The sequence below is a fragment of the Microvirga sesbaniae genome, assembly GCF_025460805.1.
GTDB classification, from domain to species: domain Bacteria; phylum Pseudomonadota; class Alphaproteobacteria; order Rhizobiales; family Beijerinckiaceae; genus Microvirga; species Microvirga sesbaniae.
In genome coordinates, this window is sequence record NZ_JAMXFJ010000004.1 from 174,590 (window position 1) to 200,246 (window position 25,657).

At 63.4% G+C, this 25,657-nt stretch carries 19 protein-coding genes; 14 read left to right on the plus strand and 5 right to left on the minus strand.

Going from position 1 to position 25,657, the window contains the following annotated elements:
• Positions 1-13: 13 nt before the first annotated feature.
• Both OCW50_RS08280 and OCW50_RS08285 read right to left on the minus strand, forming a co-directional pair.
• Positions 14-1,033 carry a 2Fe-2S iron-sulfur cluster-binding protein gene (locus tag OCW50_RS08280; RefSeq protein ID WP_262297128.1) on the minus strand — a complete coding sequence of 340 codons (1,020 nt, stop codon included), beginning with the start codon at positions 1,031-1,033 and terminating at the stop codon, positions 14-16.
• Positions 1,034-1,046: 13 nt separating this feature from the next.
• The gene (locus OCW50_RS08285; protein WP_444547391.1) at positions 1,047-3,515 is read right to left on the minus strand and encodes a heavy metal translocating P-type ATPase; all 2,469 of its coding nucleotides are present in this window, start codon (positions 3,513-3,515) and stop codon (positions 1,047-1,049) included.
• Between the two features lie 251 nt (positions 3,516-3,766).
• Here OCW50_RS08285 and OCW50_RS08290 point away from each other — a divergent pair, with 251 nt between their 5' ends.
• Positions 3,767-4,027 (plus strand): heavy-metal-associated domain-containing protein, encoded by a 261-nt coding sequence (locus tag OCW50_RS08290; protein WP_262297130.1) that lies wholly within the window; start codon positions 3,767-3,769, stop codon positions 4,025-4,027.
• A 116-nt stretch (positions 4,028-4,143) separates the two neighbouring features.
• On the opposite strand, the gene OCW50_RS08295 is transcribed toward OCW50_RS08290, so the two are convergent.
• Positions 4,144-4,596: a MerR family transcriptional regulator gene (locus OCW50_RS08295; protein ID WP_262297131.1), complete on the minus strand. Its 453-nt coding sequence runs from the start codon at positions 4,594-4,596 to the stop codon at positions 4,144-4,146.
• Positions 4,597-4,826: 230 nt separating this feature from the next.
• On the opposite strand from OCW50_RS08295, the gene OCW50_RS08300 reads away from it, so the two are divergent.
• The 6 genes from OCW50_RS08300 to OCW50_RS08325 all read left to right on the plus strand — a co-directional run bounded on the left by OCW50_RS08300 (position 4,827) and on the right by OCW50_RS08325 (position 13,644).
• Entirely contained in the window at positions 4,827-7,445 is a 2,619-nt protein-coding gene (locus OCW50_RS08300) for a heavy metal translocating P-type ATPase (protein WP_262297320.1), read from the plus strand.
• Positions 7,446-7,786: 341 nt separating this feature from the next.
• Positions 7,787-8,632 (plus strand): GNAT family N-acetyltransferase, encoded by an 846-nt coding sequence (locus OCW50_RS08305; RefSeq protein ID WP_373371339.1) that lies wholly within the window; start codon positions 7,787-7,789, stop codon positions 8,630-8,632.
• A gap of 36 nt (positions 8,633-8,668) precedes the next feature.
• Positions 8,669-10,054, plus strand: a complete 1,386-nt coding sequence (locus OCW50_RS08310; RefSeq protein WP_262297133.1) for an aminotransferase class III-fold pyridoxal phosphate-dependent enzyme — start codon at positions 8,669-8,671, stop codon at positions 10,052-10,054.
• A 126-nt stretch (positions 10,055-10,180) separates the two neighbouring features.
• Positions 10,181-10,675 (plus strand): Lrp/AsnC family transcriptional regulator, encoded by a 495-nt coding sequence (locus OCW50_RS08315; protein ID WP_262297134.1) that lies wholly within the window; start codon positions 10,181-10,183, stop codon positions 10,673-10,675.
• A gap of 329 nt (positions 10,676-11,004) precedes the next feature.
• Positions 11,005-12,135, plus strand: coding sequence for an acetylornithine deacetylase (gene argE / locus OCW50_RS08320; protein WP_262297135.1), 1,131 nt, complete (start codon positions 11,005-11,007; stop codon positions 12,133-12,135).
• A 180-nt stretch (positions 12,136-12,315) separates the two neighbouring features.
• Positions 12,316-13,644, plus strand: a complete 1,329-nt coding sequence (locus OCW50_RS08325) for an NAD(P)/FAD-dependent oxidoreductase (RefSeq protein ID WP_262297136.1) — start codon at positions 12,316-12,318, stop codon at positions 13,642-13,644.
• 430 nt (positions 13,645-14,074) lie between these two features.
• On the opposite strand, the gene OCW50_RS08330 is transcribed toward OCW50_RS08325, so the two are convergent.
• Both OCW50_RS08330 and OCW50_RS08335 read right to left on the minus strand, forming a co-directional pair.
• Positions 14,075-14,233, minus strand: a complete 159-nt coding sequence (locus OCW50_RS08330) for a hypothetical protein (protein WP_262297137.1) — start codon at positions 14,231-14,233, stop codon at positions 14,075-14,077.
• A gap of 201 nt (positions 14,234-14,434) precedes the next feature.
• Positions 14,435-16,510 (minus strand): transglycosylase domain-containing protein, encoded by a 2,076-nt coding sequence (locus tag OCW50_RS08335; RefSeq protein ID WP_373371340.1) that lies wholly within the window; start codon positions 16,508-16,510, stop codon positions 14,435-14,437.
• An 828-nt stretch (positions 16,511-17,338) separates the two neighbouring features.
• Between OCW50_RS08335 and OCW50_RS08340 the strand changes: the two genes are divergently transcribed.
• The 7 genes from OCW50_RS08340 (at position 17,339) to OCW50_RS08380 (ending at position 25,636) form a co-directional block, all read left to right on the plus strand.
• Positions 17,339-17,740, plus strand: a complete 402-nt coding sequence (locus tag OCW50_RS08340; RefSeq protein ID WP_262297139.1) for a hypothetical protein — start codon at positions 17,339-17,341, stop codon at positions 17,738-17,740.
• A gap of 534 nt (positions 17,741-18,274) precedes the next feature.
• Positions 18,275-19,765, plus strand: coding sequence for a TolC family protein (locus OCW50_RS08345; protein WP_315974407.1), 1,491 nt, complete (start codon positions 18,275-18,277; stop codon positions 19,763-19,765).
• Positions 19,766-19,780: 15 nt separating this feature from the next.
• Complete coding sequence (locus tag OCW50_RS08350; RefSeq protein WP_262297140.1) at positions 19,781-21,193, plus strand: multicopper oxidase family protein; 1,413 nt, start codon at positions 19,781-19,783, stop codon at positions 21,191-21,193.
• A gap of 33 nt (positions 21,194-21,226) precedes the next feature.
• On the plus strand, positions 21,227-21,718 hold the full coding sequence (locus OCW50_RS08355) for a cupredoxin domain-containing protein (RefSeq protein WP_262297141.1): 492 nt from the start codon (positions 21,227-21,229) through the stop codon (positions 21,716-21,718).
• A gap of 38 nt (positions 21,719-21,756) precedes the next feature.
• Positions 21,757-22,047, plus strand: a complete 291-nt coding sequence (locus OCW50_RS08360; RefSeq protein WP_262297142.1) for a copper-binding protein — start codon at positions 21,757-21,759, stop codon at positions 22,045-22,047.
• Positions 22,048-22,127: 80 nt separating this feature from the next.
• The gene (locus tag OCW50_RS33360) at positions 22,128-23,093 is read left to right on the plus strand and encodes a copper-binding protein (protein ID WP_373371341.1); all 966 of its coding nucleotides are present in this window, start codon (positions 22,128-22,130) and stop codon (positions 23,091-23,093) included.
• A 137-nt stretch (positions 23,094-23,230) separates the two neighbouring features.
• A complete protein-coding gene (locus OCW50_RS08380) occupies positions 23,231-25,636 on the plus strand; it encodes a heavy metal translocating P-type ATPase (RefSeq protein WP_262297143.1) in 2,406 nt (801 codons plus the stop codon).
• Positions 25,637-25,657: the final 21 nt, after the last annotated feature.

Here is a 25,657-nt window from a genome sequence, read left to right on the forward strand (position 1 = left end):
TCGTGATCAGACGTTAGGAGGGTTCTAGAATGCTTGCCTTCTCGGCCGCTGTGAAGAAGGCGTCGGCATGGCAGTGCTCATGGGAGAGCCCTTGGTGCACGAGGATTTCCGTGACACCGTCGACCAGTTGCGGCGAGCCGGCGAGGTAAGCTTGCCATCCTCGGAGATCTGCCAGATCCGTCGCGAGAATCCGGCGCAGGCGCTCCCGGTTTCCGCCTTCGCCCTTGTTGGCAACGACCGGCGTGTAGGCGATGTTCGGGTTGTTCTCCGTAAGGGCTTGGATCTGCTCCTCGCGGTAGAGGTCGTCCGTTGACCGGGCTGCGAAATAGAGGTGAATCGGTTGGGTCAGCTTGAGGGCGGCGGCAGCGCCGAGGATGGATAGGATCGGTGCCAACCCCGACCCGCCGGCGACCGCAACAATGGGTCTCGTTTGACGAGGACGCAGGTGAGCGGTTCCAATGGGGCCGCGCAAGAAGACTGAGTCTCCTACCTTCAAGCCTTGGGCCACATAACTGCTCGCCGAGCCATCCGGAACGTGCCGCACATGGAACTCGAGCGTGTCCGAGCCCGGCTGGTTGGCCATGGAGTAATGTCGCGGGGGACAGTTGGCGAAGGTAAGCTCAGCATATTGTCCTGCAGAGAACTGAAGCGGAGCCTCTGCGTCGAGACGGATTTGCACGACTGTGATGTCTGGCGCAGCGCGTTCGAGATGGACCACCTGCCCCGCCTCTTGGCGCAGAGGATGATTGGCCGTGTCGCTCCCGAGCCACGCAACGGTGCAGTTGGACCGAGGTCGGGACCGGCAGGCCAGAATGAATCCCGATTGCTTGTCCTTTTCCGTCAGGGAAAATGGTGTGTGCGGAAGGTGGTCGACCTCTCCCTCGATGAGACGTGACTTGCAACTTCCGCACCGGCCCACTTGGCATCCGTAGGGATAAGCTACGCCAGCGGCTACGGCTGCCTGGATGATCGTCGTGTCCTCGGCAACCTCGAACGAGGAGGAGGTGTTTGCGACAGTGACCGTGAAACTCATGACGCCTGTCCTCTTACTCGGCTGGCACGGCGCGCAAGACGGTCTGCCGCTCCTCTCCAGTCTTCACTGGCGGGGAGAAGGCGCGCAAGCGGAGGGCGTTGCTGAGTACGCTTACGCTGGAGAGCGCCATGGCAAGGCCCGCCACCATCGGAGAGAGCAGAATACCGAAAGTGGGATAGAGGGCTCCTGCGGCGACCGGGATTAGCACAGCGTTGTAAGCGAAGGCCCAGAATAGGTTCTGTCCGATGTTACGGATCGTCGCTTGCGAGAGCGCAATGGCGTTGGGCACGTTACGCAGATCGCCCGACATGAGCACCACATCCGCACTCTCGATGGCAATGTCAGTCCCTGTGCCGATAGCAAGGCCGACATCGGCCTGTGCGAGCGCAGGTGCATCGTTGATGCCATCACCCACAAAAGCCACCGCGGCTCCGCCGCTCTGCAGGTTCTTGACCACATCAGCCTTGCCGGTGGGGAGAACCTCGGCGACCACTTCGTCTACGCCAAGGGTCCTCGCGATGGCCTCGGCCGTGCGCCGGTTGTCGCCGGTGATCATAACAATGCGCAGACCGAGATCCCGGAGCGCTTCCAGAGCCGCCGGTGTGGTTTCCTTGACGGGGTCAGCCACTGCAATGATTGCCGCAAGACGCCCATCCACGGCGGCGTAGAGAGGCGACTTACCCTGTTCGGCCAGACGCTCCGCCGCTGCGGAAAAGATGCTGAGGTCGTGCCCGCGCTGAGCCATAAGCCGGTCCGCGCCGACTGCCACCTCACGTTCGCCGACTTTGGCTACGACGCCAAAGCCTGGCTTGCCCTCGAAGGCGTTGGGCTCAACGAGATTATGCCCACGACGGCGTGCCTCGGCGACGATCGCCTCCGCGATCGGATGCTCGGAGCGGGTCTCTACGGAGGCAACGAGGGTTAGGACTTCAGCTTCAGTGAAGCCGGGAGCCATCTGAAGGTCGGTGAGTTCTGGGCGGCCCTTAGTGAGCGTTCCGGTCTTGTCGAGGGCGATCACTTTAGTATTGCGCAGGGCCTGAAGAGCCTCGCCTCGGCGGAACAAGATGCCGAGCTCCGCCGCCTTACCAGTCCCCACCATGATTGAGGTTGGCGTCGCCAAGCCCATCGCGCACGGGCAGGCGATGATCAGCACCGCCACCGCGTTGACGAGCGCGAAGCTGAGTGCCGGTTCCGGACCAAAGGCGAGCCAGACCAGGAAGGTGATGATGGCGAGCCCAATCACCACCGGAACGAACCACATCGTCACTTTGTCGACGATGGCTTGGATCGGCAACTTTGCGCCTTGCGCCGCTTCAACGGTGCGCACGATCTGCGCCAGCACTGTATCGCTGCCCACTTTCGCTGCGCGAAACTGGAATGCGCCCGTCTTGTTGACCGTGCCACCGACAACGCTCGCGCCGGTATTCTTCTGAGCCGGAATCGGCTCGCCGGTAATCATGGACTCGTCCACGAAGGAAGAGCCGGAGATCACTTCGCCATCCACGGGCACGCGCTCACCCGGGCGAACCACGACGATGTCGCCCACGCGAACGACTTCGACCGGAACGTCCTGCTCCCGGCCGTCCTTGATCACTCGCGCAGTCTTGGCCTGGAGGTTCATGAGACGCCGAATCGCGTCGCCGGTCCGGCCTTTCGCACGCGCCTCAAAGAAGCGTCCGAGCAAGATCAGCGTGACGATCACCGCTCCCGCTTCGTAATAGGTATAATCCATGCCGATCGGCAGGACGGAGGGTGCGAATGTGGAGACCACGGAGTAGCCGTAGGCTGTGCTTGTTCCCAGCATGACCAGGGAGTTCATGTCCGGGGCGCCGCGACGCAGCGCAGGCCAGCCCTTCATATAGAAGATGCGTCCGGGACCGAATTGGACGAGTGTCGCAAAGACGAAGCAGATCAGCTTGATATTGTCTTCGCGGATGTGAGCCGCCAGGAAATGGTGCAGGTCTTCAAACAGATGCATGCCCATTTCGAAGACAAGCAGCGGGATGGTGGCGATGGCGGCAATGATGAGAGAGCGCTGCAACCGCTTCATCTCGGCGTTGCGGGCTTCCTTCTCCCGGTCACTTTGAGCGGCATCGGTGCGTACTTGCTCGGCGGGATAACCGGCCTTGTCGGCGGCTGCGATTACAGCAGCCAGCACATCGGCGCCTCCTGCATACCGGACATGTGCCCGCTCCGTAGCCAGATTGACTGATGCTCCCAGCACCCCCGGCACGGCGTTCAGGGCGCGCTCGACACGCCCCACGCAGGATGCGCAGCTCATTCCGTGGACGGATAGATCTGCGTCCTCCTCACGTGGTTCGTAACCTGCGTTCCGGATGGCGTTCAAGATTGCTTCCGGCCCCGTGCCTCGCGCCGTAGTCACTTGTGCCCGCTCGGTGGCCAGATTGACCGCAACGCTTTGCACGCCCTCCACGGCGCGGATGGCTTTTTCCACACGTCCCACGCACGAGGCACAGGTCATGCCCGAAATGGGAATGCCGAGCGTTTGCGAGCTTGGGGCACTGAGGGATGACAGCTTGTCCGCCACGGGCATAATCCTTTGATCACGAGACGGACACATCCATAAAGCTTCCCACCGGGGGAAGGTCAAGCGCCGATGGCAGAAATTCGGCGCACCGAAATTTTCAGCCTGCAACGCCGAAAAAAGCGCTTGACCTTCCCACGTGGGAAACCTGCAGTGTGCCGACATCACCCTTGCAAAGGAGTAGTCCCATGTGCAGCAGCCACCAGCATTCCAACGACCAAGTTTCCACGGCCGCGACCGGCGCCGGCCTGTCCGTCCGGGTTGAAGACATGACCTGCGGCCACTGCGCTGGCACGATCAAGAGCGCTATTGAGAGCTCGATCCCGGGTTCCAAGGTGACTGCTGATCCAGAGGCCCGCCTCGTCTCCGTCGAGGGCACTGGCGATCTGGCTCAGATCAGCAACATCATTACGGTTGCCGGCTACACCCCGACCCCGGCTCACGCCTGATTACCCTACCCCAACGCTCCGCGTATCAGGTGGCAGATCCCCCTGATTGTGCGGAGCGATGTGGTCCTCTGAGACCCAAGCGGGTCACTTGCTGCAGGCTTTGGCCTGCAGCTTTTTTATGCCTGTGGCCGAACCTTGCCGACTCCGTCCCCATGATCGCAGTGGCTGTGTTCGGCCAGCACCTCCATGACTCGGCAATCCGCGATCCGCTCTCCGCTGCAGCTTGCCACGATGCGCTCCAACTCGTCCGCCAACTGGGTCAGCCGGGCGATTTTGGACCGAACCAACAGGAGCTGTTGGCGCGCGATCTCGTCCACCTGCTCGCAGGGTGCAGTAGGATTTTCGCTCAATGAGATGAGCTGCCGAATCGCCTCGACAGCCAAGCCAAGTTCTCGCGCATGGAGGATGAATCTCAGGCGCTCGATATGCTTGGAAAGATAGCGGCGCTGGTTGCCCTGCGTGCGCTCAGGTTCAGGCAGCAGGCCGATGCCTTCATAGAAACGGATGGTTTCCACCTTGCATTCGGTCACCGACGAGACATGGCCGATTGAAAAAGTTCGCTCCGGCATGAAATTCCCTCTTGAACCTGAAGTTACTAGAGGAATTAGGTTGGGCATCCGATGTCAACCCGCAACCTATCGCATTCATGAGGAATCGGATGAAAGCCCCTCACGATCACGCCGCCCACAAGCATGATCATGCCCACGGCGCGTGCTGCGGCCATGATCACCACGAGCATCATGACCACCACGGCCACGCCCATCATAAGGAGCATGCTGCTCTCGCCGAGGCTTCAGCGATGTGGAAGGTCGCGGGAATGGATTGCGGCAGCTGCGCGGCGACAATCCGCACCGCAATCGAGCGTCTGCCGGGTGTCTCCGGGATTTCCTTGTCGGTCACGAATGAGACGTTGACGCTGGTCCTCGACGAGACGAAGACCAAAGCCGCCGAGATCGAGACGCGTGTGTCCAAGCTTGGCTATATTCCGAGCCGCGTGCAGGTCAAGAAGACGGCTCCGCCCCCTCTGACCCATGCCGCCCACGGCCACGATCACCACGACCATTCGGCGTGCGGCCACGATCATCACGCGCATAGCCACCATAATAATCACGGGCATCACAAGCACGATCATGCCCGTCACGACCACGGCCACCATCATCATGGCCATGACCATGGGGCGTGCGGGCACGACCACCATACCGCACATGAGCATGTTCACGATGAGCTGCCCTCTGCGGATTCGCAGGTCTGGAAGGTCGGCGGCATGGATTGCGGCAGCTGCGCCGCCACGATCCGCACTGCCCTGGAGCGTCTGCCGGGCGTCTCCGGCCTCAAGGTCTCCATTACCAACGAAACCTTGTCCCTCGTGCTCGACCAGACCCAAACGAAAGGCGCCGACATCGAGAGCCAGATCCGAAATTTAGGCTACCAGCCAAGCCTCCTGCGCGCCGGCTCGACTCCAGCCGGATCCATCGCTCCGAAGGATAAGGAAAAGCCTGCTCCACGCTGGTGGCAAACTCCAAAGGCCCAAGTAGCCGCGACCTCGGGTCTGCTGGTTGTGCTGGCCTATGTTGCAAGCGTGGTGGTGCCGCAGGCATCCTATTGGGTCTTCATTCTCGCGACCGTCGTCGCCGCCGCCCCCGTTGCCAAGCGCGCCCTCATGGCGGCCATGGCTGGCGCTCCCTTCACAATCCAGATGCTGCTGACCATCGCTGCCATTGGCGCTCTGTTCATCGGCGCGGCGGAAGAGGCCGCTATCGTCGTGTTCCTCTTTGCCGTCGGCGAAGTGCTTGAAGGCGTTGCCGCCAACAAGGCCCGAGCTGGCATCAAAGCGCTTGGCGCTCTCGTGCCCAAGACCGCTGTGGTCGAAGATGCGGGTCATTTGCGCGAGGTCTCCGCGGAGGCCCTGCGGATTGGGCAGATTGTCCTGGTGCGGCCGGGCGATCGGGTGCCGGCGGACGGCAAGGTGATCGACGGCATCTCGAGCGTGGACGAATCGCCGATTACCGGCGAGTCGGTTCCGAAGCTCAAGGAGCCGGGCGCCGAGATCTTCTCCGGCTCGATCAATCACGACGCGGCGATTCGCGTGCGGGTGGAGCGCACGGCGCAGGACAACATGATCTCGCGCATCATCGCTCTTGTTGAAGAGGCTCAGGAAGCGAAAGCGCCCACCGAGCGGTTCATCGACAAGTTCTCCCGGATCTACATGCCTTTCATCGTCGGGCTCTCCGCCCTCATAGCCATAGCCCCTCCCCTGCTTCTCGATGGCGACTGGGCGACGTGGATCTATAGGGGGCTTACTCTGTTGCTGATCGGCTGCCCCTGCGCCCTCGTCATTTCGGTGCCGGCCGCGATCGCATCGAGCCTCTCGACTGCGGCTCGCCACGGCCTGCTCGTGAAGGGCGGCGCCGTCGTGGAAAGCCTTGCCAAGGCCCAAGTCGTGGCCTTTGACAAGACGGGCACCCTGACCCTGGGCCGCCCGTTCGTGACGGACGTAGTGCCTGTGGGCTCCACGGAAACCCAAGTTCTCGCCCTTGCGGGAGCCATCGAGCGCGAGTCCAGCCACCCCCTCGCCCAAGCCGTCACGGCACGGGCTGAGAAGGACGGGATCTTGCTCGTCGACGCCGCCAATGTCCGCGCCCTGCCGGGCCGAGGCATGGAGGGCTCCGTCGGAACCGAAACCGTCTTCATCGGAGCGCCGCGCTTTGCAGCCGAGCGCGCCGCCGTTGATGATGCCTTGGCCCGACGCATCTCCGACCTGGAACAGCAGGGCAAGACCGTCGCAGCCGTCGTGAAGGGGCGCGCAATCACCGGCCTTCTTGCCTTCCGTGACGAACCTCGTGCCGATGCACAGAAAGGCCTGGCTGAACTCAAGGGCCTTGGCGTCGACGTTCTCATGTTGACGGGCGACAACATCCGCACGGGTCAGGCTATCGGCCGCACCCTTGGCGTGACCGTCCAGGCCGAGATGATGCCCAGCGACAAGTCCGAGACGGTCCGCAAGATCGCGCAGAGCCGGCATGTTGTGATGGTGGGCGACGGCATCAATGATGCTCCTGCCCTTGCGGCCGCTCACGTTGGCGTCGCCATGGGCTCCGGGACCGATGTGGCTCTGGAGGCTGCGGATGCCGCGTTGTTGCGGAACCGTGTCACCGACATTGCTACCCTCGTTCGCCTCTCCCGGGCCACGATGGCCAATATCCGCCAGAATATTGGCATCGCTCTGGGTCTGAAGACGATCTTCCTGGTGACGACCGTGACCGGGACAACCGGGCTCTGGATGGCGATCGTGGCCGATACAGGTGGAACGGTTCTCGTCACCTTGAACGCTCTGCGCCTCCTCGGCTTCTTTGGCACATGGCGGGAGAAAACTCCCGCCGAGCCGCCGCAGGTGCAGGTAGCGCTCAAGACGGCTTGATCCTTGGTTGCGCGAAGATCTTGGTCCCAGCGCATGCGCTGGGCTCCACAACGAGGCGACCGCTCCTCCTGAAACACAGTCCAAGGAGTTGAGGCTTGCCGCGCCGGGCTAGCGGGCCGCAGCAGGTCACTGATTCAATCCCCGGTCCGCCCTGAGGCCTTTATGAGGCCATCGCCCCGCCCACCGACTGACTTTCAAGGCGCGAGTACTGGCAGAATATGCGGCGGCCCCGGTGCGGCGACACGAAATATGCTTTTGTCGCGTGAACTCCGGAAGAATGTTTTTCAGCCGTTTCGTATCATCTGGGGAGCCACCCTCATGTGGAGAAAGGCCCTGGATATATGGCGAACCTAATCTATCGCGCCCTTGGACCCGCAGACCTGGAAGACGCCCACGCGCTGTCCAAAGCTGTCGGGTGGCCGCACAGGCTGGAAGACTGGAAGTTCGTCATGCAACTCGGATCCGGCATCGGCGCCATCGAGGACGGTCGTCTGCGCGGGACCGGGTGCTGGTGGCCCCAGGGTGACTCATTCGCGACCGTGGGGATGATCATCGTTTCGCCCGAACTGCAGGGTCGCGGCATCGGCCGTGTTCTCATGGACCGGGCCTTGACCGATGCAGGCGAGCGGTCGCTCGTCCTCATCGCAACGCAGGCGGGCCTGCCGCTTTATGAGAAGCTGGGCTTTGAAGCGGTCGGCACCGTGCGCCAGCATCAGATTGCCGGAAGCAAGCCGCAGGACGTCTCGCTTCCCGCAGGGTCCCGGCTGCGGCCACTGGCCAAAGACGACCGTCCCGCTCTCCAACGGCTCGATGCCCGCGCGACAGGGATGGATCGAACGGCTGCCCTTGATGCCCTCATGGAAAGTGCTGTGGGCTTGGTGCTGGAGCGGGACGGACAGGTAGAAGGCTTCTCCTTCTTCCGGCGCTTTGGCCGCGGCTACGTCATTGGCCCGACGATCGCGACGGGAACTGACGACGCCAAGGCGTTGATCGGCTCCTTCCTGAACGAACACCGTACGGAGTTCCTGCGAGTGGATGTCCCGGTGGAGACCGGCCTCTCCGAATGGCTTTCCGAGCAGGGCCTGCCGAAGGTCGACGAGGTCGTCACCATGGTGCGGGGACACAAGCCTCATCGTGAGAAAAACGGGCCACGCGCATTTTCCCTCATCAACCAGGCGCTCGGCTGATCCCATCAAGCGTCATTCCAGCAGAGGTCAGATCCCATGCTCAGCAACTCTCTTGTCGAACTCGATCGTCAGCATCTCATCCACCCTGTCGCGCCCTACCGGGCGCATGAGGCGCGCGGCGTAACCGTCATTGCGTCCGGCGAAGGCGCCTACGTGCGCGATGCCGCCGGTAACCGGCTGCTCGACGGCTTCGCAGGCCTGTGGTGCGTGAATGCCGGCTACGGCCAGCCGACCATCATCGAGGCCATCAACCGTCAGCTCCAGGAGCTTCAATACGCAACCGGCTATTTCCACTTCGGCGCAGAAACCCCGATCCGGCTTGCCGCGCGACTGGCGGAGTTGGCACCAGGCGATCTTAACCGCGTCTATTTCACTCTTGGCGGATCAGACGCCATCGACACCACGATCCGGTTCATTCGGTACTACTTCAACGCGCTCGGCAAACCGGAGAAGAAGCAGTTCATCACCCTTGAGCAGGGCTATCACGGCTCATCGTCGACCGGCTCTGGATTGACCGCGCTTCCGCTGTTCCATGCCGGCTTCGACGTTCCGCTCGCCTGGCAGCACCGCATCCCTTCGCCATATCCCTACCGCAATCCGGTCGGAAGCGACGGCCCGACCATCATCGCGGCGTCACTGGAAGTCCTCAAGGCGAAGGTCGCCGAGCTCGGAGGCCCCGAGAAGGTGGCCGCCTTCTACTGCGAGCCGATCCAGGGTTCGGGGGGCGTGATCGTTCCGCCCGAAGGGTGGGTCAAGGCCATGCGAGATCTTTGCGCCGAGCTCGACATCCTCTTCGTCGCCGACGAGGTGATCACCGGCTTCGGGCGAACCGGCCCTATCTTCGCCTGCGAGCACGAGGGCATCGTGCCGGATCTGATGACCATGGCCAAGGGTCTTACCTCAGGCTATTTGCCCATGGGCGCGGTGATGATGCGGGAGTCCGTCTATTCGGTCATTGCGGATGCCTCGGCTCGGAGCGGCATGGCAGTCGGCCATGGATTTACTTATTCCGGCCACCCGGTGAGCGCTGCTGCCGGGCTCGCGGCAATTGCGCTTTACACGGAAGGCGGACTGATGGAGCAGGGCCGCCGGTCTGGAGAGGCGCTCATCGCCGGGTTGAAGGCTCTTGAGGACCACCCGCTTGTCGGCGAAGCCAGAGGGCGCGGCATGCTTGCGGCCCTGGAGATCGTCAGCAACAAGAACACGAAGGCCAAGTTCGATCCGTCGGTCAAAGTTGGCGAGAAGCTGTTCGAAACGGCCTATGCCAACGGTCTGATCGTTCGCGCCTTCGGCGATGGCACCCTGGGCTTTGCGCCTCCGCTCTGCTGCTCGCAGGACGACATCGCCCTCCTCTTGGAGCGGACGAGAAAGACTTTGGATGACCTCCTTGGCGTCAGCGAGATCCGCAAGGCGGCAGCCTGAAGCGCTGGAGGAATAGGATCCTATCAGAATATGGCACCAGTTCGGGTCTCGTCCCTTTGACGAGACCCGGAACCCCGGCTAAAAACGGGTTCCCTCTCTGGCGTGCCGTAACTGAAAGGTATCTGGATGCCTCCGTCGCATGGTCTCGACCGTATCGATATCAAGATCTTGGCGGAGTTGCAGAAAAACGGGCGGATCACCAATGTGGAACTCGCCGAAGCTGTTCATCTTTCGCCGAGCCCATGCCTCATGCGGGTGAAGCGTTTGCAGCAAGCGGGGTTTATCACCGGCTATCATGCCCAGCTCAACCTCGCGAAGCTCGGTGGCGCCTTGATGGTCTTCACGGAGGTCACGCTTAAGGATCACCGTCATACCGACTTCAGCACCTTCGAGGCAGCCATTCAACGCGTCGATGAGATCGTTGAATGCCATCTTGTGAGCGGTGGCTACGACTACATGTTGAAATTCGTCACCCGGGGTGTCGTGCACTATCAGGAAATTGTCGAGCGGCTTCTGGAGATGAATATCGGGATCGAGAAGTACTTCAGCTATGTCGTCATCAAGTCACCGTTCATCAAGCAATACTATCCACTTTCATCGCTCGTCAGCGCCGAGGAATAGTTGGCCTTCCGTGCGGGAGCCGAATACTCGGGAAGCACTCTGGTCCCAACGTGGTCGCTCCTGCCCTTCACCGCGGCCCTGGGAGCACCATCTGCCCTGGGCGCCGGTGATTTCTGGCGCTCCTTCACGGCGACTTGGTATTGCCGAGGGTCTCCAAGGGGCCCCTGCACAGGATCAAATGGGCCTCAGCAGGAACGCACTTCTCGCTCCACGTGCTGGCAGAAGCATATCCTACCGTTCATAGCCGACACTTCAGCATCGTTTGCCGCACGAACACACTACGCTGAGGCAACCCCGCACAACGGCGCGTCGCGCTGGAGGACGTCTGGATGAATGCGAAGGAAATACTCGCGCAACTTGTCGCCATCCCATCCGTCGTCGGAACCGCCAACGGTACGATCGTCGACTTTATTCGAGGTTGGCTTGCCGAGCGCAATGTCTCATCCACCATCATCGCCGGTCCCGAGGGCGATCGCTTCAATCTTTTTGCCACGATAGGCGATGCTTCCGTTGCTGGCGGCTATGTTCTTTCAGGGCACACCGATGTGGTACCCGCACAGGAAGCGACGTGGACGAGCAATCCATTTGTTCTCATCCAGGAAGGCGAGCAGCTGACAGGACGAGGGGCCGTAGACATGAAGGGCTTCGTGTCCTGCATGCTGGCTGCGGTACCCATATTCCTGGAAAAGCGCCTGAACAAGCCACTCCATCTTGCATTCTCTTATGATGAAGAGGCTGGGTGCCGCGGCATGCCGCACCTGATTGAGCGACTGCCATCGCTGTGCGCTCCGCCGGCCGGCTGCATCGTCGGCGAACCCACGAGCATGCGAACGGTGCTGCGGCACAAGGGAAAAATGGCTGCCCGCCTTTCTCTTACTGGGCGACCCGGGCACTCCTCCAGACCCGAGCTTGGATTGAATGCAATCCATGGCATGGCCGACATCATCGCCTGCATTCGAGACGAGGCCGTGCGTCACACAAAGGAAGGGCCGTTCAACCCTATGTTTGAGCCTCCTTGCTCGACGCTGCAGGCGGGGGTCATTTCCGGCGGGGCAGCGGTCAATGTCATTCCAGCGCATTGCGAATTGGACATGGAGATCCGGGCTATCCCGGGTGTCGATCCGATGTCTCTGTTCGCGCCGGTCGAGCGAGCGGCCAGTCGCTTGGTTACCGAGGGTGGCTACCAGGTGGAGACAACGATCCTGTCGAGCTACCCGGGCCTCGATTTGCGCGACGATGATCCACTCGTAGGACTGGCGGAAAGCATCAGCGGCAAGCCCAATGCGGGAGCCGTCAGCTTTGGGACGGAGGCCGGGCTCTACCAGCAGGCCGGCATCCCCGCGGTCGTGTGTGGTCCCGGGGATATTGCCAGGGCGCACCGGGCTAATGAATTTATCCTGGAAAGCGAGTTGGCCGAGTGTCAGACGGCTCTTGAGAGACTTGCAGACCGCTTGTGTTGACCCGGTCTCGAGCCAGGAGGCTATCGAATTGGCTTTATCGGTTGCCCGTTGGAGGACCGGAAGAAGTCGACTGTCGCCGTCGCGACGATCCGTAAAGCGGCTCCGCACGCACTCGCGAACCATGCCCGAAATGGCGGCAAGGATACCTTCGCAGCATTGGATCTCAGGATAAGTAAGGTCATGTCTCCTCTCGTTCACAGAATCCCCAGCGACGAAAAGCTCCCCGAGATGGTTGATGTCGTCGTGATCGGCGGGGGCATCATCGGCGCTGCCGCAGCATATTTCCTTTCGAAGCGGAGGCTCACCGTCGCGCTCGTCGAGAAAGGTTGGATTGGTGGCGAGCAGTCCAGCCGGAATTGGGGATGGTGCCGCCAGCAGAACCGGGATCCCCGGGAACTTCCGCTCGCCATGAGAGGCATGCAACTCTGGGATCGACTGGGGGAGGAAATTGGTCAGGATCTGGGCTTCCGCCGCAGTGGCCTCGTCTACGCCACGACGTCGTCCGAGAACATGGCGCAATGGGAACGTTGGAGAACGATCGCACGTCAGTTCGGTGTCGACACCAGGATGCTGAGTGCCGCCGAGGCCAAGGCCATGACACCGGGTAGCACGGCAGATTGGATCGGAGGCGTCTATTCCCCCACCGATGGGAAGGCTGAACCGTCCCGCGCAGCCCCTATCCTGGCGCAGGGGGCCCGCGGCAACGGAGCGGTCATCTTCCAGGACTGCGCGGCGCGCGGGTTGGACCTCACCAACGGCAAGGTCACCGGCGTCATCACCGAGAAAGGGCTGATCCGGACGAATGCGGTTCTTTGCGCTGGAGGCGCATGGGCCTCGATGTTCTGCCGGCGACATGGAGTCGACCTGCCGCAGGCGGGTGTTCGCACGACAATCCTCCGGACCAAGCCAACGAAGGACATTGCTCAGGGCGGCCTCTACACGCCCGAGGTCGCGTTCACCCGGCGCTTGGATGGCGGGTACGCGATCGCGATCAGCGGTCGGGGGACGCTCGAGGTCACACCGCAGGGGATCCGCTATGGCCTGCAGTTCATCCCAATGTTCCGCAAACACGTGAAAGCGCTGCATTTCGGTATCGGGCGGTCCTTCTTCGAGGGACCCGAGGCAGTCGCCCGCTGGAGCTTCGATCAGGTCTCACCCTTCGAACGCATCCGCGTGCTGGATCCCGCGCCAGACAAAAAGATGGCGCATTTGACTCTGGCCCGTGCGAAAGCACTCTATCCAGCTCTCGCCGACGTAGAGGTCGCCGAAACGTGGGGCGCTTGGATCGACAGCACCCCTGATGCCACTCCCGTGATATCGCAGATCTCGTCACTGCCGGGGTTCTTCGTTGCTGCTGGCTTCAGTGGGCACGGCTTTGGATTGGGTCCGGCCGCAGGTCACCTCGCCGCCGATCTCATCTCCGGCGATACGCCGCTCGTCGATCCTCAGCCGTTTCGTTATTCCCGTTTCCGTGACAAGTCGGATCTCGGTCCTCCTGGCGGCCTGTAAAGTCCGTCCTGAGAATTTGTGGCTTTTGCGGGAGCGCCAGTGATACTGGCGCATTGGTGACCAGCAAGAGCTCCAGGCTGCCAAGTCCGAGCCAGCGATCCAGGCACGTGTCGAGATAGGCATTCCACGGGCGTTCTCATTGCCATCGTGAACACGGCAGGTCTGCGTATGCCGTTGGGCCCGGACGGCGCGTACGGGGTGGCCTCAGAGATGGGTTGACAGCTGCAGCGGTCCGCTGACGGCATCGGCCAAAATCGATGGAACTCGTTAACTGATGGCCACCACCGAAACGTGCCAGCCTGCCGCTTGACCTTCCAATGGTGACAGAGTGCATAAGGCTAAGGGAGAATCTGTCTCGAGCGGAGCCCACCCTTGACCTGCGCTCCACTCCTCTCGGGTCATATGGGGATGAACTATGACCGCCCGCCATTCACTTGAAGCGAAGACCCTGGCGGCTCTCAAGGCAGCCTTTGCGGAAGATCGCCTTGACGTCGCCGAACACCTTGTCCGTGCGCTCGAGGTTCTCGAGGGCGAGCCGCGTCCCGGCTCGGCGCTCGGACAGGCCTATGCGATGATTGCGGGATCGCAACGAGAGCGACGGCGCCCGCGACGGACATCCTAAAGGTCAGGCACGCTCGCGGCCCAGGATCATCACGAGGGCGCAGGAGCAGAATCACGCCCAGACAGGGGGGAGCACAACACTAAGGTGATGTGCGCTAGTGGTTGAATTCTAACGGTTGGTACAATGGCCGGACTCTTCGCTTGCGAGCCTCTCCTGAATGGCAGGACCTCAGAGCCCGAACAGCCTCTCGAAGAAGTTCTTTTGACGCCTGGGGCGCCGCTGGGGTTGGCTCCTGCCGCTTTCGCCGGCATTGGCGTAGCGCGGATCCTGTCCGGCGCCACCCACGCCCGGCAGGCCCACCGGCTTCTGATCCTTAAGAGCGATCTTCATGAAATTGTGCCAGACGTCGGTTGGCAGGTTGCCGCCAGACACGCCCTTGGTGGGCGAGCTGTCGTCGTTGCCGAGCCAGACACCGGCAACCAGATTGCCGGTGAAGCCCACAAACCACGCGTCCCTGTAGTCGTTGGTGGTGCCGGTCTTGCCCGCCATGGGCCAGCCGGGGATCTGCGCTTTCTTGGCCGTGCCGATGACGAAGACATTGTGCATCATCGCGTTCATCATGGCATTGATGCTTGGGTCGATGATGCGGCCCAGACCGCCCGATGCCGGGCGGTTGAAGAGGAGCTCGCCATCCGCAGTCTTCACTTCGGTGATCACATGAGGCGCAACCCCGACGCCCCCGTTGGCGAAGGCTGCATAGGCGCCCACGAGCTCCAGAGGTGTCACCTCGGAGGTGCCGAGTGCGATCGTGGGGTCGGCTTGGAGTGGCGAGGCGATGCCGAGGCGCTGAGCCGTTTGCACGACGGCCTTGGGCCCGACCTCCATGTTCAGCTTCACCGCCACGGTGTTGAGGGAGAGCGCGAGAGCATTGCGTAAGGTGATCGGCCCGCGATAGCCCCGGTCATAATTCTCGGGCTTCCAGCCGTTGATGTTGACCGGCGAATCCGTGCGCACGGTGTCGGGGGTAAGCCCCCGCTCGAGGGCCGTCAGATAAACAAAGGGCTTGAAGGACGAGCCCGGCTGGCGGCGGGCGGAGGTCGCCCGGTTGAACTGGCTTGCTTCGTAGTCGCGGCCGCCCACGAGAGCTGTGACAGCCCCGTCCGGCCGCATGGCCACGAAGGCGCCCTGGCTCACATTGAATTTCTGGCCCCTAGCGTTGAGTTCATCCACCAGCACCCGTTCGGCCGCCGCCTGGATGGGCGGCTCGAGGGTGGTCGTGACCACGATATCGGAGTCGATGGTGCCGATGACGTCATCGAGCACGTCCATCACGTAGTCAGCGGCGTAGTTGGCGGAACCGGCTCCTTTGGGACGCACAGGCTCGGCCGGCGCGCCGAGCGCCGTCTTAGTCAAGTCCGGCGTGATGAAGCCGAGTTCCTCCATGGCCGCGATCACCAGCTCCGCGCGGGCCTGCGCGGCCTCGGGGTTGCGGTTGGGGGCGAGGCGCGAGGGCGACTGGACGAGGCCCGCCAGTGTGGCGGCTTCGGACAGCGACACCTCGCGGGCCGACTTGCCATAATAGCGCTGGGCGGCCGCCTCGACCCCGTAGGCGCCGGCGCCGAAATAGACACGGTTCAGATAAAGTTCGAGGATCTGGTCCTTGGTGAACTTGTGTTCCAGCCAGAGCGCCAGGATGGCCTCCTGGATCTTGCGCGAGGCGGTGCGCTCCGGGGTGAGAAAGAGGTTCTTGGCGAGCTGCTGCGTGAGGGTCGAGCCGCCCTGGAGGCCTCCGTCGCGGGCCAGATTACGGTGGGCTGCGCGGCCGAGACCCATCGGGTCGATGCCCCAATGGTCGTAGAAGCGCCGGTCCTCAATGGCCACGAAGGCTTTCGGCAGATAGGGTGGGAGCTCCTCCAGGGAGATCTCGCGGCCGCCCGTTTCGCCGCGGTTGGCAAGAAACGAGCCGTCGCTCGCCAGGATGGCGATGTTCGGCGGGCGCTTGGGTACCTTGAGCTGATCGATCGGAGGTAGCTGCGAGGCGTAGTAGGTGACGACGCCGCCCAAGCCGATGACGCCACACAGGCAGAGCACGAGCCCGGCATAAACCACCTTGCTGAAGAACGAGCGGCCCGCGCGCTGGGCCTTCTTGGGAGGGCGAGGCTCGTCATCGCCGGTTTGAGGGGCCTGCCTGCGTGCCACGGCCTCGCCCTCCCGATCCTCAGATGTCGGACGAGAATTCAGCTCCTGCGCTTCCGTGCCCGGCGCATCGATAACCGGCTCGTGCCAGTCACATCCGTTCGCCACGTGTGATCAACCCCCATTCATGCCGCCGCTGCAATCCGGCGCTTCTGCCACAGGGTCTTGGCACAACCAAGACCCTGAGTGGGCATGCATGTCACTCCTCGAGAGCCCACGCGTGACGGCGCTTCATTGTCGGGAGGATGCCAGCGGCTATGCTTGAACGCTCAGATCACTTGGGGCGCCGCGGTGCTGAGACGAGCGCTCGACTACGGCAAGCGAGCACGCCTTGTCTAATATAAGCCATAGGTCAAGTTGAGCCATTCCGGTGGCAAAGCGGCCGGGCCGCTGTGCTCACCGCGCGAGTTCGAACTGCCCCGGTGGGCGTGGCCTTTAATTGGTCCGAAGGCAAGTACGGACACTATTCCAGTATCAAGTGTAGGTTTTAGCCACTAACACCAAGAGGACTGGCGGATCAGAGGCACACCTTTTGACCTCACGCGCGGGCGACTTCGTCGACAATTGGCGGGCCAATAGTCCTCCATTGCGGCTAAGCTGATGGTGCCAGGATGGCAGTGGCCACGAGCATCGCGCTGTTGCCGGCCTCAAGCTGAACCAGCATGAACCGTCAATGAAATACTATGACACTACGGGTTGCGATAAGCTTGGCTACCGTTTGCCGCAGGCTGGGTGAGAACCTCGCATCTTGGCACTTGACCTTGCCACCGTGGGAACCCTTAAGCACATCCAAATCCTTGCAGCGCTGAGTTTCCTATGTCCCTCTGCCCCTCCGCCATCGACTGGATTTCGCCTTACCCCGTAGCCGGCTCCAGCTTGTCGAATCCGAACTTTCGTGACACATATCCAGTCCTGAGGACCCGGAGTTTTTCTTCCTTGCGGCTGATGGGCACCATCATTGTTGCGCTGCTTGCGATCACCATGGCGATTTTCCCGATCTCCGTGCCGCAGGCCGTTGCGCATGCCGCGCATCAACACGCTATGGGGGGTGGGACCGGGCATAAGCATGGCGTTTCCGAGAGGGAACATCAGCATCCGGACCTGCAGGCATCTCATGATGCCGCTGTCGTGGGCTTCTCAGGCAGTCATGATCCGAACACCCAGGATTGCACAGGCGTAGGCTGTTGCAGCATGGGGGCATGCCACGCCTTCCAAGACACTGCCCCTCCAAGCCTCTTCTCCCCCGCTGCTTCCGAGATCTCCATCGCTTTGACGCGCGATGAGCAGGTCGAGGAAGTTATCGTTGGCGGCCTCGACCGCCCGCCACGAACCGTCTGATTCAGGCGCGGGCGGCTAACGCCCGCACGAACCGGCGTGCCCGCTCCCCGAGAGCTGGCGACGACCATCCTGAAGCTCGAACCGGTCTCCCTTCCCAAAACGCGATCCGAATGCCAGGCCTGCTGTGACGGTTGGATTTTTCGTCCACCGTCACGAGACCAGATTCAGACCCGCACTGTGGAGGTCCGCCCGGAGAAGGCCCGTGATGAAGCTCATTTCCCTTGTAGCGCTCGGTCTCAGCCTAGCTGCCTGCGTCCCTACCCAACATCCTTCCCACCTCGTGTCGGCCGCGGACTCTGCCGTCGGCACCCGGCCTCCGGCCTACTCCTCCGTCACCGCGGGCGTGCGCGCCTATGACGTCGTTGACCCACTCGACTGGCGGGAGCTCAACCGGCGTGTCGCACCAGGGGCCAACCCAGAGCGCGACGACTCGAACGACGCCGCCCGACGAGGGCGGTGAGCATGGTCAGGAACAAGGACACAACAACCGCCTTGGGGGCGGCGCGGCAATGTCCGCGCAAGGAAGGCAACACAATGGATCAACAAGAGCGCAGGACGATATCAGTGCCACGTCTGGGGCTGCTCGGTGGTGTCACCTTGACCATGCTGCTGGGCGGCTGCGTCTCCTTTTCGGCAGACGGTGGACTGTCGACAGCGCAGACGGTCGCATACACCGAGTTGGGCAAGGACGTGGTCAAAGTCACCAACGAGGCTGAGGCCCTGGGCATCCAGCAGCGGGCGGAGGAACTGCTGCGTCGTCCGCTTACCCCCGACAGCGCGGTTCAGATTGCACTGCTGAAAAATCGGGGACTTCAGGCGGATTTCAATGAGCTCGGAGTCTCGGAGGCCGAGTATATCCAAGCGACTCTGCCACCAAATCCGACCGTCTCCCTGGCGCGCCTCGGCGGCAGCCTTGAGCTGGAGATCGAGCGCCAGATCGTCGTGGGCCTGTTTGAGCTCGCCACCTTGCCGGCTCGGGCCGCCATCGCCGAGCAGCGTTTCCGCGCCGCGCAGTTCCGCACCGCCGAGGCTGTGCTCCGGCTGGCAGCCGAGACCCGCCGGGAATACTACCGGGCCATCGCGGCCAACCAGCAGGTCGCTTTCATGCAGCAAGCCCTTGGGACGGCGGAAACGGCATCCGAGCTGGCCAAGCAACTCGGTGAGAGCGGTTCGCTGAACAAGCTGGAGCAAGCGCGGGAACACGCCTTCTACCAGGAATTGGGAGCCCAGCTCGCCCGGGCACGGATTGAGCAGAAGGTGGCCCGCGAGCGCCTGATCCGGCAGCTCGGCCTCTGGGGGCGGGACATCGACTTCCGCTTGCCGAGCTCTCTGCCGCCCCTGCCCGCCCGGATCGCCTCGGCCCAGGACATCGAACGCCGGGCGCTCGAACGGAGGGTCGACCTCCAGGCGTTGCGACATGACCTGAACGCGGTAGCCGGTCAGTACGGCCTGACCAACGCCACCCGCTTCGTGACCGATGTCGAGCTCGCCGGCCTCTCCAGCTACGAGCGGTCGACGTCGGCGTTCACCGAGGACGGTCAGACCGTGCTCGAGAGCGAGAGGATCAAGCGGCGTGGCTTGGAGGTCGAGTTCACGATCCCGATCTTCGACTTCGGCGCGGTCGGCGTCCGCAACGCGCAAGAGACCTACATGGCCGCCGCCAACCGCTTGGCGGAGCGGGCCGTCAACGTCCGCTCGGAGGCGCGCGAGTCCTACCTGCGCTACCGCGGCAACTACGACCTCGCCCGTCATTATCAGAGCCGCGTCCTGCCGTTGCAGAAGAAGATCCAGGACGAGGCCCTGCTCCAGTACAGCGGCATGCTCGTCGACGTGAGCCAGCTCATCCTCGATGCCCGCGCCCGCATCCTCAGCAATGTGGACGCCATCAACGCCCGCCGCGACTTCTGGATCGCCGCCACGGACCTCAAGGCCGCTCTGATCGGCGGTGGGGTCGGTGGCGGCGAAGGCGGCGGAGAAACCACTGCAGCAGCGGCCGGCGGCGGAGCCGGTGGCGGCGGACACTGACAAGGGAGAGATCCAATGACCGACCTATCGCGCAGGAACTTCCTCGGCGCCGGAGGCCTGGCCCTCGCCGGTGCCTCGATGATCAGTGGCCGCGCACAGGCCGCGAGCCTGCCCGAGGCTCCCACCATGGCGGAAGCCACGATGCAGCCGCCGCTCTATCCGAAGAGCGGCCCGGACTACCAGCCTGTTGTGACCCTGAACGGCTGGACCCTGCCCTGGCGCCAGAACGGAGACTGGAAGGAGTTCCATCTCGTCGCCGAGCCCGTGGTGCGCGAGCTTGCACCCGGCATGAAGGCGCATCTGTGGGGCTACAACGGGCAGTCGCCGGGGCCGACCATCGAGGCGGTCCAAGGCGACAAGGTGCGCATCTTCGTGACCAACAGGCTTCCGGAGAACACGGCGGTGCACTGGCACGGCCAGCTCCTGCCCAACGGCATGGACGGCGTCGGCGGCCTGACCCAGCCGCACATCCCGCCCGGCAAGACCTTCGTGTACGAGTTCATCTGCCAGAAGTCGGGCACCTTCATGTACCACCCGCATTCGGACGAGATGGTGCAGATGGCCATGGGCATGATGGGCTTCTTCGTCGTGCATCCGCGCGATCCGGCCGAGCGCCGCGTCGACCGCGACTTCGTGTTCCTGCTCAACGCCTTCGACATTGAGGCCGGAAGCTACGTGCCGAAGGTCAACACGATGACAGACTTCAATCTGTGGTGCTGGAACAGCCGCGTGTTCCCCGGCATCGACCCGCTCGTGGTGCGCCAGGGCGACAAGGTCCGAATCCGGTTCGGCAACCTGACGATGACGAACCATCCGATCCACATGCACGGCTACGACTTCAAGGTGACCGGCACGGACGGCGGCTGGGTGCCGGAGACGGCGCAGTGGCCGGAGGTCTCCGTCGACGTCGCAGTGGGGCAGATGCGGGCGTTCGAGTTCGTCGCGGATGCACCAGGCGATTGGGCGATCCACTGCCACAAGTCGCACCACACCATGAACGCCATGGGCCACGACGTGAAGACCTACATCGGCGTGAACATGAAGAAGACCGCTGCGGCCATCAAGAAGGTCGCCCCGGGCTACATGCCGATGGGCGGAAGCGGCATGGGCGAGATGGGCTCGATGGAGATGCCGCTGCCCGACAACACGCTGCCGATGATGACGGGATTCGCCCAGTTCGGCCCTGTCGAGATGGGCGGCATGTTCTCGGTCGTGAAGGTTCGGCCAGGCCTAGCCGCCGACAATTACAAGGATCCGGGTTGGTACAAGCACCCAGAGGGGACCGTCGCCTACGAGTGGACGGGCGAGCAGCTCGCCGAACCCGCTCGCGCGACATCGCCCGACAGTGGCGTGAAAGCCACCGAGTTTAAGGCCATTGATCCCCGAAAGAGGCCGGTCCGCACGGCGACTGGCCACGAAAACCACTGATCTAGACCAGAACCATTGCACAAGGAGCAATCAATGACAGTTCGTTCAATCACCCTCGCAGGGGCACTCGGTGCATTCATCCTGTCAGCCGGACTGGCGCTCGCCGGTCCCGGCGAGCCCGGCCACAGCCACCGGACCTTCGCGGCCGGCGAGCCGGGCGATCCGAAGAAGCCCGTGGCCAAGACCATCGAGGTCACCATGAAGGAGACCGACGACGCCAAGATGCTGTTCGAGCCCAACCAGGTCGAGATCAAGCGCGGTGAGCAGGTGAAGTTCGTGCTCAAGAACGCCGGCAAGACCGATCACGAGTTCATGCTCGACAGCATCCAGAACAACGCCAAGCACAAGATCGCCATGGAGAAGAACCCGGACATGGAGCACGACGACCCGAACGGGAAGCGCCTTGCTCCGAACGGCTCCAACGAGGTTGTTTGGCGCTTCACCAAGCCAGGCACCTTCGAGTTCGCCTGCCTGATCCCGGGCCATTACGAGTCCGGCATGCACGGCACCGTCGTCGTCAAGTGACGGTGTAATCTCCCCCACGATCCAAAAAGGAGTTTGTTATGAAGCGCATTACCATCAGCCTGATCGCCGCCCTGAGCCTCTCCGGTGCTGCCCTCGCGCAGAGCCTGCCCACGGTCTCCGGCACGGTCGAGAAGGTCGACACCGCAGCGGGCAAGATCACTATCGAGCATGGCGCGATTCCGAACCTCAACATGGATGGCATGACCATGGTGTTTCGCGCGCAGGATCCTGCGCTGCTCAAGGACGTGAAGGCTGGCGACAAAGTGCAGTTCACCGCCGACCGCGTGAACGGCCAGATCTCCGTCACCTCAATCAAGAAGGGCTCGTAAGGGCCCTCGCCGCCCCGCAGCACGCGTCCGAGACGCACCGCTCTGTGGGGCGGCTATCCCAATTCAAGAAAGAGACCGCCATGAAACGCCCGACCGCCACTTTCACCACCATCGGAGCTATCCTGGCTACCGTTGCGATCGGCCCGGACTGGATTGCGCAGGCACAGCCGGCCAAAGGAGCGCCGGCAGCCTACGAGCGCGTCCGCGAGGTCATGGACGAGCGCTTCAAGGACATGAAGCTCGCAGGCGATCCCGACAAGGATTTTGCTGCGCTTCTGATTGCTCATCATGAAGACCTTATTTTCCTCGCCAGAACTCAGCTGGAGCACGGTGCGGACGAACAACTGCGCCAAGTTGCGCAAAAGCTTCTGGATGAGCAGCAGAAGCAGATCAACGAACTGAAGGAGTGGCAGGTTCGCAACCGCCAGGCGGATTACCGCGCCAAGGCGGACCAGCCGCCGCATGGATCGGGGCCGCTGGATCAGCGGGCGATCGCCGCGGCTCCTCAGGTGCAGGCCACAGCACCTTCACAACCTGCGGCTCAGCCCGCGCCGGCGAACCTCCCCACCGTTTCCGGCACGGTCGAGAAGGTCGATACAGGCGCCGGCAAGATCACGCTCGATCACGGCCCGATCCCGAACCTCAACATGGACGCCATGACGATGGTATTCAGCACCCAAGATCCTGCCCTCCTCCAAGGCGTGAAGGAAGGCGACAAGGTGCGGTTCCAGGCCGACCGGGTGAACGGGCAGATCTCTGTCGTAACGATCGACACGGGCCGAGCCCAGGCGGCCGCGGTCCAGCCAGCGGCCGCCGTGAACCTGCCGATGGTGTCCGGCACTATTGAGAAGGTGGACACCGGCGCCGGGAAGATCACCATCGACCATGGGCCGATCCCGAACCTGAACATGGATGCGATGACGATGGTGTTCCGGGCGCAGGACCCGGCGGTGCTCAAGGGCGTGAAGGCCGGCGACCGGGTCCGGTTCCAGGCCGATCGCGTGAACGGCCAGATCAGCGTCGTCAGGATCCAGAAGGGCAAGTGACCGCCGTCCGCGGTCGCGCGTTGCCCTGGATCAATGCCGCAATGCGCGGCCGCGCGTAATCCGGTGAGTGGAGCGGATTGACCTTCCCACGATGGCAAGGGCGAGAATCCGTCTCAGCGTACCAGGCGAGGTGAGCCATGACCGACAACCGTACCGTCGACCGCCACTCCCACGGTGGGCATCATCATGCTCCCCATGCCCATGGCGACCATGCCGGGCACCATCATCACCATGAGCCTGCGGGAGATGCCGGGAAGGTGACGGATCCGGTCTGCGGGATGATGGTCGACCCGCACGAAACCAAGCACCGGGCCCAATACCACGGCAAGCCGTATTACTTCTGCTCCCCGGGCTGCCAGTCGAAGTTCATGGCCGAGCCCGCCAAGTACGTTGAGGCGGCAGCCGACCGGACGGCGGAGTCCGTCCCCGAGGGCACGATCTACACCTGCCCGATGCATCCCCAGATCCGCCAGGTCGGACCCGGCTCCTGCCCGATCTGCGGCATGGCGCTCGAGCCCGTTCTGGCGACGGCGGAGACGGGGCCGAGCCACGAGCTCGTCGACATGAAGCGCCGCTTCCGGATTGGGCTCGCCCTGACAGTGCCGGTATTCGCGCTGGAGATGGGCGGCCATCTCATCGGGCTCGATCATGTCATTCCGCGCAACGTCTCCAACTGGATCCAGCTTGCGCTCGCGAGCCCGGTGGTGCTCTGGGCGGGATGGCCGTTCTTCGAGCGCGGCTGGCAGTCGCTGAGGAACCGCAGCCTCAACATGTTCACGCTGATCGCCATGGGCACGGGGGTGGCCTGGCTCTACAGTGTGATCGCGACGCTGGCGCCCGGCATCTTCCCGGCGGCTTTCCGCGGCCACGACGGCTCGGTGGCGGTCTACTTCGAGGCGGCGGCCGTCATCACGGTCCTCGTCCTGCTCGGGCAGGTTCTCGAGCTGCGCGCCCGGGAGAGCACGAGCGGCGCTATCCGCGCCCTGCTCGACCTCGCCCCCAAGACCGCGCGCCTGATCCGGGACGACGGCACCGAGGAGGAGGTCCAGCTCGACAGCGTGCAGGCGGGCGACCGCCTGCGGGTCCGCCCGGGAGAGAAGGTCCCGGTCGACGGGGCCGTGCTCGAGGGGCGCAGCGCGGTCGACGAATCCATGGTGACGGGCGAGTCGATGTCCGTGACCAAGGAGGTCGGCGCTCAGGTGATCGGCGGCACCATGAACCAGTCCGGTGGCCTCATCATCGAGGCGCGCAAGGTCGGCCGTGACACGATGCTGTCGCAGATCGTCCAGCTCGTGGCCGAGGCCCAGCGCAGCCGCGCCCCGATCCAGCGCCTGGCGGATCAGGTCTCGGGCTACTTCGTGCCCGCCGTGATCGGGGTGGCGGTGCTGGCCTTCCTCGCTTGGGCGATCTGGGGACCGGAACCGCGCCTTGCCTTCGGGCTCGTGGCAGCGGTCTCGGTGCTGATCATCGCTTGCCCGTGCGCGCTTGGGCTTGCGACGCCGATGTCAATCATGGTCGGCGTGGGCCGCGGCGCCCAGGCCGGGGTGCTGATCAAGAACGCCGAGGCGCTCGAGCACATGGAGAAGGTCGACACCCTCGTGGTCGACAAGACGGGAACCCTCACCGAGGGCAAGCCTGCGGTGACGTCCATTGTCCCGGCACCGGGCTTCGTCGGGGCCGATGTCCTGCGCCTGTCGGCCAGCGTCGAGCGGGCGAGCGAACATCCGCTCGCGGTGGCCATCGTAGCAGCCGCGGAGGAACAAGGCATCGCCACCGGGCCCGTCACCGAATTCGACTCGCCCACGGGCAAGGGCGCGCTTGGCACCGTGGAAGGCAAGCGCATTGTCCTTGGCAACAAGGCGTTCCTAGCCGAGCACGGCATCGACGTCGCTCCGCTGGCGGAGCAGGCCGACAGATTGCGTGAGGACGGTGCCACCGCGATCTTCGCGGGCATCGACGGCAAGGTGGCAGGAGCCATTGCCATCGCGGATCCGGTGAAGGCCTCGACCCCAGAGGCGCTCGCGGGCCTGAAGGAAGAAGGCGTGCGGGTCGTGATGCTCACCGGCGACAACTGGACGACCGCCAAGGCCGTTGCCCGCCGTCTCGGGATCGAGGAGGTCGAGGCCGAGGTGCTGCCGGACCAGAAGAGCGCCGTCGTCCAACGCTACAAGGCGGCCGGGCGGGTCGTTGCCATGGCGGGTGACGGCGTGAACGATGCCCCGGCACTGGCGGCAGCGGATGTCGGTATCGCGATGGGCACGGGCACCGACGTCGCCATGGAGAGTGCGGGCGTGACCCTGCTCAAGGGTGACCTGACCGGGATCGTGCGGGCGCGGCGGCTGTCGCGGGCCACGATGGGCAACATCCGCCAGAACCTGTTCTTCGCCTTCATCTACAACGCGCTCGGCGTCCCCGTGGCGGCGGGCTTGCTCTACCCGTTCTTCGGCATCCTGCTGTCGCCGATCATCGCGGCCGCCGCGATGGCGCTGTCCTCGGTGAGCGTGATCGGCAACGCGATCCGGCTACGTGCCGTCCGGTTATGAGACTTCGTGCGGACCGCTGCG

What these genes read in the sequence shown, in the direction of transcription:
- OCW50_RS08280 (WP_262297128.1), bottom strand. Translation starts at nt 1,033, where the DNA reads ATGAGTTTCACGGTCACTGTCGCAAACACCTCCTCCTCGTTCGAGGTT.
- OCW50_RS08285 (WP_444547391.1), bottom strand. Translation starts at nt 3,515, where the DNA reads ATGACCTGTGCCTCGTGCGTGGGACGTGTGGAAAAAGCCATCCGCGCC.
- OCW50_RS08290 (WP_262297130.1), top strand. Translation starts at nt 3,767, where the DNA reads ATGTGCAGCAGCCACCAGCATTCCAACGACCAAGTTTCCACGGCCGCG.
- OCW50_RS08295 (WP_262297131.1), bottom strand. Translation starts at nt 4,596, where the DNA reads ATGCCGGAGCGAACTTTTTCAATCGGCCATGTCTCGTCGGTGACCGAA.
- OCW50_RS08300 (WP_262297320.1), top strand. Translation starts at nt 4,827, where the DNA reads ATGTGGAAGGTCGCGGGAATGGATTGCGGCAGCTGCGCGGCGACAATC.
- OCW50_RS08305 (WP_373371339.1), top strand. Translation starts at nt 7,787, where the DNA reads ATGGCGAACCTAATCTATCGCGCCCTTGGACCCGCAGACCTGGAAGAC.
- OCW50_RS08310 (WP_262297133.1), top strand. Translation starts at nt 8,669, where the DNA reads ATGCTCAGCAACTCTCTTGTCGAACTCGATCGTCAGCATCTCATCCAC.
- OCW50_RS08315 (WP_262297134.1), top strand. Translation starts at nt 10,181, where the DNA reads ATGCCTCCGTCGCATGGTCTCGACCGTATCGATATCAAGATCTTGGCG.
- argE (WP_262297135.1), top strand. Translation starts at nt 11,005, where the DNA reads ATGAATGCGAAGGAAATACTCGCGCAACTTGTCGCCATCCCATCCGTC.
- OCW50_RS08325 (WP_262297136.1), top strand. Translation starts at nt 12,316, where the DNA reads ATGTCTCCTCTCGTTCACAGAATCCCCAGCGACGAAAAGCTCCCCGAG.
- OCW50_RS08345 (WP_315974407.1), top strand. Translation starts at nt 18,275, where the DNA reads ATGGATCAACAAGAGCGCAGGACGATATCAGTGCCACGTCTGGGGCTG.
- OCW50_RS08350 (WP_262297140.1), top strand. Translation starts at nt 19,781, where the DNA reads ATGACCGACCTATCGCGCAGGAACTTCCTCGGCGCCGGAGGCCTGGCC.
- OCW50_RS08355 (WP_262297141.1), top strand. Translation starts at nt 21,227, where the DNA reads ATGACAGTTCGTTCAATCACCCTCGCAGGGGCACTCGGTGCATTCATC.
- OCW50_RS08360 (WP_262297142.1), top strand. Translation starts at nt 21,757, where the DNA reads ATGAAGCGCATTACCATCAGCCTGATCGCCGCCCTGAGCCTCTCCGGT.
- OCW50_RS33360 (WP_373371341.1), top strand. Translation starts at nt 22,128, where the DNA reads ATGAAACGCCCGACCGCCACTTTCACCACCATCGGAGCTATCCTGGCT.
- OCW50_RS08380 (WP_262297143.1), top strand. Translation starts at nt 23,231, where the DNA reads ATGACCGACAACCGTACCGTCGACCGCCACTCCCACGGTGGGCATCAT.